At 60.8% G+C, this 15,150-nt stretch carries 7 protein-coding genes; 4 read left to right on the forward strand and 3 right to left on the reverse strand.

Going from position 1 to position 15,150, the window contains the following annotated elements:
- The first annotated feature begins 20 nt into the window (after positions 1 to 20).
- From BV034_RS05605 to BV034_RS05620, 4 genes are all read left to right on the forward strand, one after another.
- Positions 21 to 10,211 carry an RHS repeat-associated core domain-containing protein gene (locus tag BV034_RS05605; RefSeq protein ID WP_050024980.1) on the forward strand — a complete coding sequence of 3,397 codons (10,191 nt, stop codon included), beginning with the start codon at positions 21 to 23 and terminating at the stop codon, positions 10,209 to 10,211.
- A 198-nt stretch (positions 10,212 to 10,409) separates the two neighbouring features.
- Positions 10,410 to 10,892 carry a hypothetical protein gene (locus tag BV034_RS05610; RefSeq protein WP_050024981.1) on the forward strand — a complete coding sequence of 161 codons (483 nt, stop codon included), beginning with the start codon at positions 10,410 to 10,412 and terminating at the stop codon, positions 10,890 to 10,892.
- A 65-nt stretch (positions 10,893 to 10,957) separates the two neighbouring features.
- Entirely contained in the window at positions 10,958 to 11,380 is a 423-nt protein-coding gene (locus BV034_RS05615; protein WP_265592668.1) for a hypothetical protein, read from the forward strand.
- Between the two features lie 105 nt (positions 11,381 to 11,485).
- A complete protein-coding gene (locus BV034_RS05620) occupies positions 11,486 to 11,968 on the forward strand; it encodes a helix-hairpin-helix domain-containing protein (RefSeq protein ID WP_050024985.1) in 483 nt (160 codons plus the stop codon).
- Between the two features lie 233 nt (positions 11,969 to 12,201).
- Here the strand turns inward: BV034_RS05620 and BV034_RS05625 are convergent, their stop codons facing one another.
- The 3 genes from BV034_RS05625 to BV034_RS05635 all read right to left on the reverse strand — a co-directional run bounded on the left by BV034_RS05625 (position 12,202) and on the right by BV034_RS05635 (position 14,549).
- Complete coding sequence (locus tag BV034_RS05625; protein ID WP_265592669.1) at positions 12,202 to 12,735, reverse strand: hypothetical protein; 534 nt, start codon at positions 12,733 to 12,735, stop codon at positions 12,202 to 12,204.
- A 399-nt stretch (positions 12,736 to 13,134) separates the two neighbouring features.
- The gene (locus BV034_RS05630; protein ID WP_050024988.1) at positions 13,135 to 13,755 is read right to left on the reverse strand and encodes a hypothetical protein; all 621 of its coding nucleotides are present in this window, start codon (positions 13,753 to 13,755) and stop codon (positions 13,135 to 13,137) included.
- Positions 13,756 to 14,072: 317 nt separating this feature from the next.
- Positions 14,073 to 14,549, reverse strand: coding sequence for a hypothetical protein (locus BV034_RS05635; RefSeq protein ID WP_050024990.1), 477 nt, complete (start codon positions 14,547 to 14,549; stop codon positions 14,073 to 14,075).
- Between the last annotated feature and the right edge of the window lie 601 nt (positions 14,550 to 15,150).

The raw sequence follows: 15,150 nt of genomic DNA on the forward strand, positions 1-15,150 counted from the left end.
TTCTTCACCCCTCTGCTGCAATGATGACGAAGAGCACTCCCCGGGTCTTTTTGTGCCTGGCCACGGCCTTGATGGCCGTGAGCTCATGGTTGACTCCGGCCTCCGCCCAGGCCCCGTCCGGCCCCCAGCCGCGCACGGGCAGGTTTTCCTACGGGGCGGGGGATGACCCCACGTACCAGGCCTTTGTCATTCCGCTGGATTTCCAGAAGGGGGTGCAGCTCTCCCCCACGGGCATTGCGCCGTGGGCCTCCGGCCTGGACTACAATGCCTACCCCTGGTTCTTCAAGATCACGGGGCAGTCCAGCTTCCTCATCCAGAACAACAGCGGCACGGTGACGTATCCGCTGGAGGTGCAGAACCCGATCGCGGGCTTTGGCAGTGAGTCGGGCGGGACGCCGCTGTACATCGGCCAGAGCAGCCGCTTTGCCCTGCACACGGGCGGCCAGTCTGCGGCGACGGATGTGCCGGATGAGATGAGCATCCGCGTGTACCGGAGGTCGGACTTTGCCCAGCAGGGGAACGTGGTGCCGGTGCAGGTGCAGGCGCTGGACATCCCGCACTGGAAGAGCGCCTCCGCCACGAACTCGGCGGCGGAGTGGAAGCAGTTTGGGGACAACGGATTTCAGAAGACCTTTGTGACGACGGTGAGCGGGGTGCAGGTTCTTGAAACTACGGTGCAGCTGGCGCTGGAGGCGGGTCCGGACGGCATGTTTGGCGCGGGCTACTCCGCCCCCTTCATCATCACGCACCGGGCGCTGCCGGGTGCGGAGAACTATTACTTCTCTGTGGCGGCGGTGGGGAACACGATGGTGGGCAGCAACGCCCACTGGATGGCGGTGAGTGATCCGGCCCAGCCGGGCACGAGCGGGACGTTCGTGGTGGGTTATGCCTTGAACTTCGAGTCCGCCCCGCCCTGGGGCACCACGCTGGTGAAGACGCCCCACTTCCAGGGGGAGCCCGCGCCGCCCACGTACCACGGGAAGACGGCGGAGGAGATCCAGGCGCTGACGCCGCGGTTCGAGCACCAGTTCGCGGCACCGGCGGGCAGCACGTACACGCAGCTCAACCAGGCACCGGAACTGCAGGGCCACACGATCCTGGACCGCTTTGTCTCTGAGATGGGGAGCAACCCGATGGCGCTGGTGAACTATGTGCACAATGAGATCGGCCTGACGGATGCGCTGGGCTACAATGAGAACGGGGACATCGATGAGGCGGCGGTGAATGCGGGCGGGATCAACCGCAGCGCGCTGGCCACCTTCCAGGAGGGGCAGGGCTCGCCCGATGAGCAGTGTGCACTGCTGGTGTATCTGCTGCGCAAGGCCGGGGTGCATGCGTCTTATGTGCGCTCCTCGCCCAATGCGGTGAAGATGCTGGACCAGCGCCTGAGCAACCTGCTGCGCATGCGGCTGAAGGGGCTGCAGACGCCGGATGGGACGCAGCCGGTGCCGCAGCTCATCGGGGTGAACTACCCGTGGGTGGCGGCCTATGTGAATGTGGACGGGGTGAACAAGTGGGTGCACCTCTTCCCCTGGCTGAAGGACACGGAGGTGGTGGAAGGCCTGGCCGTGGAAGGCTATCTGCCGAGCGGGACGAAGAGCATCCGTGAATGGGTGCGCAAGTACCTGAAGGCGGAGGCCAATGATGCGCTCTGGACGCTGGATGCGGAGGACCGCACGCCGGGGAACATCTTTCTGAAGGATCTGGACAAGTCCCTGCAGCAGAACTGGCCGGGGCTGGCGAAGGACAGCCTGGGGGTGCGCTTCCGCAATCGGAAGTTCAACCGCGTGCAGTGGAAGGAGTTCCCGCAGCCGACGCAGTTCAACACGACGACGGGGACGTACACGCAGAGCGACCGGGTGAGTGCGAATGGTTCGAGGTTTGACACGGTGGACATTGAGATCGCAAGCGTGCAGTTCCCCACGAACAAGGCGGTCATCAACGGGGTGCGGATCATGGACATGCACAACCGCCGGGCGGTGGTGAGCATTGCTCCACGGGCCGAGGCCGGGCACTACGACATGACTTTCACCATGCAGCCGTTTGACCTGGAGAATCCGGACTCCGGCACGGGCAACTACACGTACGGGACGGATGCGTACCTGCGCAAGAAGCAGGTGACGACGCAGCATGTCAGCACGGTGGATGACCAGTTCAGCTTCAAGGTCACCTACCACCGCCAGCGCAACTACGGTGGACCGGTGGGTGTGGCGGATCAAAATCTGCTGGGTGGCTGGAGCCACTTCGCGGGCATCACGAACTTGGACTTTGGCCCCAACCAGGCGGCTCAAGCTGGCAGCGCGACGACTTCTTATTTCAATCTGGGCGATCTGAATGCCTTCTGTCTGAACACGGGCAGGGTGACGGACCGGATGCTGAAGGTTCACCTGGAGCCGTTCTGGAAGCATGAGCAGGAAAGGGCTGCGAACTCCAGCATCAATCCGGACTATGACCTGATCCAGGGCACCATGGCCTATCTGATGGGTATGTCCTACTATCAACGTGTGTCCCGCTCGTTTGAAACGCTGAAGGACACGTTCAAGGTGCATGCGGTGTCGATGCGCGCCCACGGGTTTGCCCAGCTGGGGGCGGAGCTGAATGGAACACGTGACCCGATCATGGTGACGGTGCCCAACCAGGCGGCCAAGCGGCCCAATCTGGTGTACCCGGTCGTGGACATGAACTTCAGCCGCACGGCCTGGGCCGGCTACGGGGACCTGCGACCAGATGCGGGTGGCCAGGGCATGATCACGGGGGCGGACTTCATGACGAACCTGTTCATCGCAGAGATCTCTGCCCTGGAGCACCACACCATCAAGCAATACATCAAGGTGGAGGACAGTGATGCTGTCTCCACGGTGGATCTGATCCATCGGGTGCAGCAGGATGGGAACGTGAACACCAACGTCGTCGAGCTTACAGTAGACAACTACGTGACGGAGAAGACGAAGACGTACTCCTTTGAGTCGCAGACAAAGACATTGCAGAACTGGGCACCCAGCCTGTGGACCAGCGTGGAGGCGGCTTTTGCGGGTTGGGACAAGAACCTGGCGCGTGTCTTCATCACGCCCGGACCGGTGGCGGGGGCGGCCGGGCAGTGGAAGGGCATGGGGGCGCTGATCATTGGCAAGAGCCAGGCGGGGGCCTTGATCGGGCGCATCAATGGTGGTGCTTCGAACTGGCTGTTCGGCGGCTCCAACACGTACTCATCCTCCAACCTGAGCTTCGGCAACTCCACGATCAGCATCTCCAGCGGCGGCACGTTGAGCTTTTCCCCACAGCCTGCCTATACGCCCAGCTATGGCTTTCTCTCAGACAGCTGGTCGATGAGCTCCACACCCAGTGTGGCCAGCCTGCTGGGATCGGCGGGCGGCTTCCTCTCCAGCAGCAGTTCGTGGTATTACGATGTGTACAGCACGCCATCGGGCTCGCTCGGCAGCCAGTTTCTGAGCAATGTGAGCACCGGCATGCTGCTGGGCAACACGAGCAGCACGCTCACCTTTGGCGACTACTACGGCTCGTCTGGCTACGGGGGCTTTGTGGGGGACCCGGTAAACTCCATCACTGGGGAGCTGTATGCGGATGAGCTGGACCTGACCCTGCCAGGCCCGATCCCGCTCCAGATCCGGCGCAACTATAGCAGCCAGTCCCGCGCGTATGGTCACTTTGGCTACGGATGGAAGATGTCCTACTTCCCCTACATGGTGCCGGTGGATGGTACTGACAAGCTGCAGGTGGCCGAGCTGGATGGCTCTGTGATCGTATATGCCAGAAACACGGCGAACCTGGTGCAGGAGGAATGGACGGTGCGCGCCCAGGACAACCCCCATCTCACCAACGGTGACGGGCTGGAGCTGGGATCTGTACGCAATCTCTTCCGGAACCGGATCCTGCGCACCAGCCCGGGTGGTGTGGTCACGTACACGTTGTACGGGGCCGATGGGAGCACGCGAGTCTATGAGAAGCGGAGCTATCCCGTCTTTGGCGCCAGCCCTGCCATCAGCCGCGAGCGGCCGTATCTGAAGCGCTGGACGGACTCGGCCGGCAACTACCTTGATTTCAAGTTCTTTGGCGACGGGGTTTCGGGGGATCCGTGGTATGTGGCGACGTCAAATTCATCCTACGGTGAGCTGGCGCGGGTACAGGCCAGCAATGGCAACTACTACGGGTTCAAGTACGATGTGTATGGTCACATCGTGGAGATCTATACAGGGGACGGGCGGCGCATCTCCTACCGGTATGACGGCTCTGGCGACCTGGTGGAGGTGACACTGCCGGACAACGCGTGGGTTCGATACGACTACCTCCATGAGCTGGGCAAGGTGGGGAGCACGAGCAACACGGCATGGTCATCCACCCACCTGATCAAGAAGGAGATCCGCCCTGGCGGACGGACGGTGGAGAGCGACTACCAGCTCTATGTGCAGGGCGACCTGGACCTGGAGGGGAATGTCATCGGTGCCGGGAGCGACAAGATCGGCAAGACATCGCACCTGCGCCGTGTGGTGCAGCAGCGGGCGACGGTGGGCAAGCACAGTGGAGGAAACAACCAGGCCCTGCCTGCGGCGGAGTCCTATGAGGCAGTGCGCAATGCCACCTACAGCTACTTCAACAGTGAGGATGCGAACGGGATGACCACCGGCCGGACGGAGATCCTGGACGCGTACAACCGCAAGACCATCTACTACTACACCAACAACCGGCTGACCAAGGTCTTCGACCCGGTGAGCACGGTGACGAATGCCGCGACGGGCACGGGCACAAATCCGAAGATGGAGCAGGAGTGGTACACGGCGCTGGATGTGATCAACGGGGTGCCGGGGGCGTTTGCGGGTGCCTTGAAATCGCTGCAAAACCGGGGGGGAGTGCGCACGGAGTTTGGCTACAACAGCGGCGGCGATGCGACGGAGATCCGCGTGAAGGGGGACCTGGACGGTGATGGCGTCTCTACGGATGTGGCAGTGACGACTGCCACCTACAACAGCCTGCACCTGCCGGAGCTGATCACCCACCCGAATCCCACCACGGGTCTGGCCACGGGCAGGCGCACCCGATACTACTACCAGGATGCGGCGCGACCCTACGCAGTGACCCGGGTGGAGAACCAGGATGCCTCTGGCACGGTGCTGAACGCATCCACCACGAGCTACCAGGATGCCTTCAGCAACCCCTCCAATCAAGCCCAGGTGCCGTTCTGCAAGGGCATGGTCTACACGACCAAGATGGCCGAGGGCACGGCGGAAGAGGCGGTGACGGTGTATCAGCAGGATGCACGTGGGTTCATCACCAAGAGGACGGGCTACAGCGGCCAGGTGGATCAGACTAACTACCCTGACGTGGTCATCGAGTACTCCCACAATCTGCGGGGCGAGCTAGTGGAGGAACGGGTGATGGATGGTGTGGTGGCCAAGAAGGTGAACCGCTATGCCTATGATGACATGGGCCGCCGCCTGTGGATCGAGAATCTGAACGAGTCCGGCACGCAGCTGGGCTGGAACTACACCTACTACAACCTGACGGGTGAGGTGGAGTGGACGGATGGTTCAAGGACCAACCCGGAGGACTACACCTACACCCGGTACGATGGCGCGGGACGCAAGGTGGAGCAGGTGTCCTGGCGCTCCCGGGCGAAGGCGGACGGCACGGGAGTGGAGGCAGTACCGGGAGTGGAGCAGTACGCGACGACGAAATACTTCTACAACCTCTTCGGCGATCTCATCAAGATCATGGACCCTCGTGGACATACGGGGAAGGCGGGCTACGACGGCATTGGCCGCAAGACCCTCACGGAGGCCTACCAGGGTGACTGGCAGAATGGCGGAACCCTGCTGGCAACGGAGACGACTGCCTATGATGATGCCCTGCTGAAGGTGACGCAGACGGATTCCCGCGGAGGGGTCACGCAGAAGTTCTTCACCTCTGATGCGAGACCCAGACGGCAGATCAATCCGGATGGCACGGAGCTGGAGTGGCGCTACTATCTGGACGGGAGGATCAAGCGGGAGCCCGTGAGTGAGCACCAGTACCACGAGTATGCCTACAACGACGCGACTCGCACTACGACGAAGACCTTGAAAAATGCCAGTGGGCAAACGCAGGGCAGTGAGGTCACCACGGCGGATCGCAGGGGGAACGTGGTCAGCTCGACGAACTTTGTCGGGCATGTGACCACGAGCACGTTCGACAAGCTGGATCGCGCCATGACGACGGTGCTGCCAGCCTCTGGTGCCACGAGTGCCGCTCAATCCACCACCGTGTCCTATGACGCCGCCGGTCTGAAGAACAAGGCGGTGAGCAGCCTGGGCGAGAGCACGGAAACGATCTGCGATGCACTGGGGAGGAAGGTGAGCGTGACCGTGAGGAATGCTGCAAACACCATCATCACTCAGTCTGTCTCGACCTACAGCCTGGACTCCCACCAAGTGACCTCCACCACTGGCTCAGGAGGGGAGCAACTGACCCAGTCAACCTGGACAGACACGGCGGGCAGGACGGTCCTTGTCAAAAACGCAGACGGAACCTACGCACGCACGGAGTATGATGCAGCGGGGAATGCAGCCGCGGTCACGGACGAGTCCGGGCAGACGACGAAGACGAGCTACGACGGGATGAACCGGATGGCTCTGACGCTGCTGCCAGACGGGGCTGCCACCCAGTATGTTTACACGAACCTGGGCGGAGGCGGGCAGAAGGTGGAGCGCCTCATGCCTCAAGGGCTGAAGGAAGTGGCGACGCTGGATGCGGCAGGCCGGCCCACGGAGAGCTATCTGGAGGGGGCTGGCGGAGTGCAGAGCCGGCGCTATCACACCTACCAGTTCTACACGGCGGGCAAGGAGAAGGGGATGCTCAAGCAGTTCACCGATCCGCGCGGCCTGGTGCACACCAGCACGTATGATGACTGGCAGAGGATTCTGGCCACGACGGTGGGCACGGTGGGGAGCCCGACCTATGTGAAGCGGGAGATGCTGGCCTATGATGTGCGGGGGCAGGTGACCCATATCAAGGAAACAACAGCGGCCGGGGTCACGGAGATCCTGCGCGCCTATGACGGGCAGGGGCATCTGGAGTACGAGAAGACCAAGCTGGATGGCGTGGTGATCTCCCACCTCGCCAACACTTATGACGGCTCTGGACGTCGCAACGGTCTGGCACGGGGAGGGGATGTCTCGCCTCTGGGGAGTGGTGCCGGGGGCAGCTGGGGCTTTGGCTACCGTGCGGATGGCCTGCTGGCGCAGGTGAGCCTTGGGGGCAGCACCTTCAACTACACCTATGGCGACAGCGGTCTGCTCAAGACTCGCAGCAACCCCTTCCGCAACTACACAGTGCCGGGCAGCGGCGGTCGGGACAACCGCGGCCGGGTGCTGGCGGCGCAGACGCGACTGACGGGGCGCAGCGTGGACGTGGTGGCAGAGGCCATCTCGTGGACCTCTGACAGCCGCCAGGCCAGCTACGCCGCCACGCGTCTGACAGCGAACGACGGCACAGGCACGGCCACCTGGCAGGATGCGAGAAACTACCAATACAGTGCTCAGCGGCGGCAGTTGATCAGCGAGAGCTGGGTGCCTGGTGACGGCCAGAGTGCGAGGACGCAGCTGCACGAGCATGACTACGGCCACCCGGGCGGTCTGGGCATCTACACTGGGCGTGAGACGCCGGCTCCGTCTGGCAGCACGGGCAGCCAGTTGTTCCTGGTAAATGATGCAGGGATGGAGGGCGGTGCCGGCATCAATGCCCTGGGCCGCGTGACGCGTGAAGTGAGCGGCTTCGAAACCCTGGGGCTGACCGCGCAGGGAACGGCCAAGGGGGCGAAGAATGTGGAGCTGGTGGTGAACACCAAGAGTGAGTTGAGCGAAGTGCAGCATGCGGCGGCGACCCGGTTCACCAGCGGAGCGTGGAGCAGGCAGATGTGGATGCCGGCAGGCGGCTACAATCTGTTGGCCAAGGGGAACCACCCCAGCGGGCAGTTTAGCGCCCAGGCGAATGCGACGTTTAACCTGGGGGTGCGGCATTTTGGCGTGGAGAACCTCTTTGATGACGATGGCAATGTGACCCAGCGACACATCGCGGGGGGCTTTGCCCAGAACGGCCGTTCGCAGAGCCTCACTTGGGACGGGTTTGGCCGTTTGGTGAAGGTGGTGCAGGAGGAGTTTGGCGGCTTTGGCTACGAGTGGACGGCGGTGTATGATGGCTTCGGCCGCAGGCTGCAGACCAAGTATGTGCCGAAGCGTGGCAACCTGTATCAAAGTGCGGAGCAGGTGACGGAGCGCTCATGGTATGACCCGCTGGTTGAGTTCCTGGAAGTCGGGATCGAGGTAGTACGCGGCTCTGGCGGCGCTGCGGTCAGGGAGCGCTGGTGGAAGGTGCACGGCCCCGACTTGAGCGGCGGCTATGGCGGCCTGGTAGGTATGGGCGGGCTGGAGGCCCTGGTCAATGAGGCCAATGCCCAGGCGGTGGGCACGGTGGATGATGCCTACGGCCACATCGTGGGCTTTGCCAGGGCGGCGACGCTGAGTGCGGCCGCTGGTGGGACTCTGACGTTCGAGTGGAATGACGCGCGCTTCGGCGGGTATGGACCGTTGTCTGGTTCGTGGAGCCCATCCATACCAGATGGGTTGAGCGTATGGCGTGCGTTTGGCTGGCGTGGGAAGAGGCAGGATGTGACGGGCTTCTATCACATGGGGGCGCGGTACTATGAGTCTGCAAGCGGGCGGTTCCTCTCCACCGACCCCATGGGGCATGAGGCGAGCATGTCGCTCTATGACTATGCGGGTGGCGACCCCATCAACTTCGTGGATCCACAGGGCAGAAGCGCCGTCAACATCTGGAGTTCTCCGGTGCTGGGTACGTCCTATGGCATCTACAGCGAGTCCTGGAACAGTGGCGGCAGCAGCAGCGTCAGCAGTGCTCAGTCTGCAGTGCCGCCAGCAGCGCAGCCCAAGACGGGCTTCTTTAGCGGGCTGTGGGGCGGTACGAAGGATCTCGCCGTTGGATTCTGGGAGGGTGCGGAGACGATCGGCCACACGTTGGGCTATGCCGCTGTCACGGTCTTTGACAATGATCTGGCGGAGGACTTGTACGGCACGGGATATCACCGTATGGCGGGCTTCACGTCTGAGGTGGGATACCAGCTCACGTCCGTCTATGACAGGGATCTGGCGGATGACATCTACGGCTCCACACGCAACGGCTTTGCCGATACGATCTCCAACTACGGGTTCGATGTCTATGAGGGAAATCGCAACGTGGGCGCGGACATCCAGTTTGTCCTGAAAGAGGCGTCTGGCGGACAGGATGCCAGCTGGGAGTATCGCGCTGGATATGTGATACCGGCCATCGTCAGCGCCATCGTGGAAAGGAAGATGCACACGGGTGGTGGCCTGCCGGGCTACTGCTTTGCCCCGGGCACTCCGGTACTGATGGGTGATGGCTCAACCCGCCCTGTGGAAACTATCCGGGAGGGAGACTGGATCATGGCCGATGATCCGGAAGACGAACGGGCTGCGGCACCCCAGAGAGTGCTGGCACTGCATCAAAACTGGTCAGATCACCTGTACGAAGTGCGGGTGGACAAGGACCAGGATGGGCTGCCGGATGGCAGGCTGAAGGCGACAGGGGGACACCCGTTCTGGACGAAAAACCGCGGTTGGATCAAGGTCTGCAACCTTCAACCCAATGACATCCTGGCTGATGCCAGCGGGGGTGATTCCCGGGTGCTGGACACGAAGATCGAGGAAAGAATATCCGCCACATACAACCTGAGTGTGGCCAACATTCACACCTTCTTCGTCATGGCGGGCAAGGTGCCGGTGCTGGTGCACAACACCAACCCGGGACCGAGGACCTACATCATCTACCAGGCCCCCATACCGGGGACGAACCTGATTTATACAGGCCGGGCCAGCATGCCTGGGCTTGTCAGCGGTAGAGAAGTGCTCGAATATCGGTTCGGTGGGGGGCATCATCGGGGACTCGACTTCAATAGCGCAGACGTCGTGGCCCATGTCCAAAGCACGATCGGCAGAGGCTCTATCGAGTACCAGGCGATTCGCGGTGCAGAGCAGATCTGGTACGACCGGGCGGTGCTGAATGAACAGGCCGTGCGACAAATTGCACCGATCAGTGCGTCCAACGGGATGCGGGATGACTACCTGCGGGCAGCACAGACACTTAACCAGAGTGGGTCGCTGGATCTGCCTTGCCCTCGCAGATAAGATACGCTTCGGCTTGTAATCACGATCGGTTGATGGGCGGGAGAAATAGAGCTTGGGCACTGCTCAAGCCAAGTTTCTCCCGTCCAGTCGTCTCACGGGATGGAATTGGTCTGTTGCGTGCAGTACGCAGGATCTTAAGAGAGACAGTCCGCGAAATGAGTTGCAGGCAGAGATGCCAGGAAATAGGGATCGGACACCATGGCCAGCAAACCCAAAGCGACATTGCGGAAAACCAAACCCGGGGACTATGTCGCCATCGCGACAGGGGCCAATGAGTATTGCTATGCCCGATTTTACCGTGATCGGACCATTGGCGTGCTGCCGGTGCTGTCGAGGGGGCTGGTCAATTTGGATGAGGTGAGTGGCTTTGAGCCCGCATTTTTTGCCAGACTCTGGGTGTATGACGATGATCCTACGCCGGCATCTGTCTTGGGTCACCGCGCCTTTGAGAGCGAGGAGGCCTCCTGCCCACCGCCGCAATACTACCCTCCTGACAAGTTTGATCCGGACTACCGGATCCACGGGTTCAACCATACCCTCTACTACATCAAGCGGACCAGCAATCCCGAGGATGTGAAAGGCATGGAAGAATACCTCAAACTGCAGCCGGGGGATCTCGGTTCCTATCTGGCAAAAAAGAAGATTGAATGGCCCTGGCTGGAGGGCTCCCTGGATGTGTGAGCGGGATGGTGAAACCACAAGATTTAGGCAAGTGCACGAATGACCAACTCGTGCAATCGACCCCTTTGAAATCTTTTGATGTCTGGCAAATTGAACTGAAGGAGGGGTTCCCGGGAGTCCGCATCCTCAAGTTTTACGGCAAGAACCATTACCTCGTCCTGGGCCGGCATGAGGAGCTCAAGCCTGGGCCTCACGGGGATCTCTACTTCGAGTGTGATTCCCAGGGGCAGTCTGGGTATGATGTGATCGACTCGGTGATCACGGGGCCCGTAAGTATGGAGATCCTGCTGAGGAATCATGATCCGGAGCAAGGGGTGGACACGGAGCATTTTGGCCCGAGGACTCAATACCATCTGTCAATGAAAGTGCCGGACGTCAAATGGACCAAAATCAAAGAGCTTTTGCACCATCTGTTGCGGGACTTCCGGACGGAAGTTCAAGAGGGGGGATATCACGCCTTCCAGCTACAAGCGGAGGCTGGGCAATGAGGAATGAAGGTGGTAACTGATGCTCAAGGGGGCCTTCGAAGTGGTGGTCAAGCCAACGAAGCCGCTTGAACTGGAGGTATTGTTCGGGGAAATGGATTCAAACCCATGGCAAGCAAACCCGCGGCGACGTTGCGCAAGACCAAACCGGGAGACTATGTCGCCATCGCGACAGGGGCCAATGAGTATTGCTATGCGCGATTTTACCGTGATCGGACCATGGGCGTGCTTCCGGTGTTGTCGCGGGGCCTTGTCCCTTTGGATGAGGTGAGTGGCTTTGAGCCTGCATTCTTTGCAAGACTCTGGGTGTATGACGATGATCCTACGCCGGCATCTGTCTTGGGCCACCGTGCCTTTGAGAGCGAGGAAGCGTCCTTTCCTCCGGCGCAATACCATCCCCCTGACGAATTCGACCCGGACTACCGGATCCGCGGGTTCAAGAATGCAGCCACCTACATCAAGCGGACCAGCAATCCCGAGGATGTGAAAGGCATGGAAGAGTATCTCAAGCTGCAACCGGGGGATCTCGGTTCCTATCTGGCAAAAAAGAAGATTGATTGGCCCTGGCTGGAGGGCTCCCAGGCTGGCTGACAGGGAAGGTGTTGTGTGAGCGACTTGCGGGGCGTTGTGGACGGTAGAGGTGATCAACGGCCCTTGTTCCTCTTCGAGCCTCTGATGTCGCAAGGTCAGTAACGTGCCGCAACTCCAGCGCTCTCAATATCTGGATGTGGAGCTTGACCTGTCAGAGGGCTTTTGGTCAGGCTCTGGCTTCTTCATGAATCGGGCCGCAATGTGGAGACTGGATGCTGCGTGGGTTGGGGCGCTCACCTCGGCGTCGTCTTTGATTGGTAGTGTCCATCGTCTGGATTCCAAAACGCGAACCCCGATTTGGCGACCTCCAAGCTGCCCTTGAGATTGTGCTGGGCAAGAACCCGGCGAACGGCGTTTGGGTCGCTGGTTTCAGGGAACTCCAGAACCAATGTCAAGGCAAGTACGTCCCCGTAGTGCTTCTTGATATGGTCACGGGCAAACTCTGCCGGTCGGTCTTTCACCTTTCCCAGGTCGCCCAAGCTGTGAGGATGGATGTCATGGTCCGTGGCGTATGTCCTGATGCGCCATGCCTTGTCGGGTCCAATCCAGAACTGCAAGGTGTCCGGAACGCCCCGCGCTGGCAGTTCCGTGTTCTGTGCATAGCTGCTCTCGATGGTGAGGATGCCAATGACCAGAGTGCCTCGCATGACCGAGGTTGATTGAGCAGCGGTGTTCATGTGGGTGTAGGCAACCAAGATGGTGATGAGTGCGATGAGCCGCATGACGTAACGACGGCCCGGGACGGCACGGTGGAGTTGTCTGGTCATGGCAAGTGTGCCGAGCCCACGGGCCTTCAGGTGGGAACAAATTTCGAGGGCAGACGGCGGCTCCATTTATCTGTGAAGATACGAGGTGTCTGCCAAGGTGCAGGGGAAATCAACTTTCTCAGGGCCTGCGTTTTTTGCAGGTGAGTGCTGGGCTGGGGGCAGTGACTGAACGGAACCGGCGGGACGCCGGTAGCACGCTCCGGCTGGAAGCCGGTGTCACGGGGGCATTGGGCATCGGTGCCTGCATCTGGGGCGAGATTCACAACCGATGAGCAACGCAGTCCAGGCTCAAAAGGACCGCAACCCGGAGGGGGCAGTTCTCAGGCTCGGCGAAGCCGCTTTTATCTCATTCCCTTAATTGAACCTGCCACACCCGGATGTTTTTATCCAAACAGGTTCTTAGGGTTCGGACCAGTCGTAGGGCAATGCGGCGATGGGATTGGTGGCGGTCTTTTCAGGCCAGGGCGTGTCGGTGCGCCACCATTGCTCGTAGGCATGGAGGACGGTCTCGAACGGCAACTTGTGGTGAGTGACGGCTGAAGCGAGTGGACTGAGATAGTACTTGCCGATGGAGTTGCCACGACGGCAGCCCTCGATCGCTGCCAGCGCGGCGAGCTGATGATTCTGGTCGTAAGAGGGAATGCGCGCAAAGACCTGCTCCACGAAGGGCTCTCCCATGACGTGAAGGTTCCGTCCCGGACGGCCGCGAATCTGTTGGTGGACGAAGAAGTCCACGATGCCGATGCGCTCGGAGGCTGATGGGGTGGTGAGGAATCGCCTGGCGAGGTTGGCGTCAATCTGAGGGGGGATGGAGCCGCCCTCGTGGAGGGCCAGCTCGGCGGAGAATGCGGTGAGAAAGGCCGCTTTGTCCGAGTTGCTCGCGTAGCGCAGGCGGAAGAGCGGGATGCCAACGGCGCTGTCTGGCTCGGTGATGGCATACTCAACTAACCCTGCGGATCCCAAGACGAAGAGCGCAAGGAGAGCGAGGCCGCTTGCCAGCCTGCGAAGATGAGAGGTCATGGGGCGTGGAGTGATGGGAACGTTGTGAGGTATGTCCCGGAGGGACGCTGGACTGGATGAGGGTGCTCCCGGAAAAGGCGGTGAGTGGTGAAACGGTTCGTAGTACAAACTAAAGATTGAACGAACTGGCCTTTGCTGGCGGTGGTGTCGGGGTGGGAAGGGAGTCTTGCCGGTTGGCGAAAGCGACGCCGAGCCGCACGCACTCCAAGACGCTTCGCGAGGCTGTGGATGCTGGGGCAAAGGGGATCGCGTGAAGGTGGGCGTCTCGTGACCGCAACCAACTCGCCAAGGCGGCAGGTCGGGAGCCGCATGGATTCTCATTTGAGCCTGGTCTTGTGAAGTTCAACGGTTCCCGTTGGGGAGTCGGCGTGAAGCAGGCAGGTTTTTGCGCCGCGCTGAATGACGGCGAAGGCCAGATCCGCATCCTGGGATATTGGCGATTCGAACAGGAGGATCATGCCGTCGTATAGATACCAGTGACCCGCTTTCATCTCCGGCCTGAGCGATGTGGATGACCAGGTGCCATTGCTTGAGAGCGTTAGGGCAACTTTCGTTGGTTCCTCACCGTCTTCCTCCAGGAAACTTCCCTTCCAAGTGCCAACGTATTGGTCATGACTTTTGGCTGGGATCTTGTCGTAAACAAGCTCGCCCTTTTCCATCCATTCCTTCCAAATTGCCTTGATGGTGATTGCTGCTTCTTTGAGCAGGAGGTCTTCCTCAGCGCTTTGAGCCGGGGATGATGAAACTACGGTGGAACAGGCTGCCGCTATTGTCAGAAGGCGTTTTATGTTCATGAGGCGAACAGGTGATAGTACCGATGAGTCTGTGTTGGCTGCGGAAGCCGGAGCCGGAGGCGGTGATGGGCGGGGCGAGCTTCGTGCTGTTGAGGCACTGCGCTGTGGTCATTCAAATTTGAAGCCCGCATTTGGGGTTGTCTTCGCGCCGGACGGTCTCGTCACCGGATTTCTTGCAAGCGGTGAAGGCGAGTGATGCGACTAGGAAGGCGAGTGGGAGTGTCTTCATCTTGGATGAGCGGGGGCGACGCGTAACGTTGGACCTCAACCGCAACTTGGCGGAGGCGTGGGGAAAACGAAGGGATGTTGGGCGAACTGTCGGAGCCTGTCAATGGAGCGATGTTTGGCTGTGCACGTCCCGCCTTGCACATGCGAGAGCGCTCTGACGCCAAGGGCGTCATACAAAGTAGCCCAGGGTCAGGCGAGGCACGAGCTGCCACCCTGGGTGCTTGGGCGGGTGAACCTGAACTCCGAAGTGAGCTCTACAAACCGTGACCGCCTTCCCGAGGTGTCCGCCGCATGTAAGAGGATCGTCTCCGGGTGATCTGGACGGTCTGTAGAACTCCCTTGGAGTTCCATCACTACCGCGTGTTACCCGGGG

The sequence above is a fragment of the Verrucomicrobium sp. BvORR034 genome (genome assembly GCF_000739635.1).
GTDB lineage: Bacteria > Verrucomicrobiota > Verrucomicrobiia > Verrucomicrobiales > Verrucomicrobiaceae > Verrucomicrobium.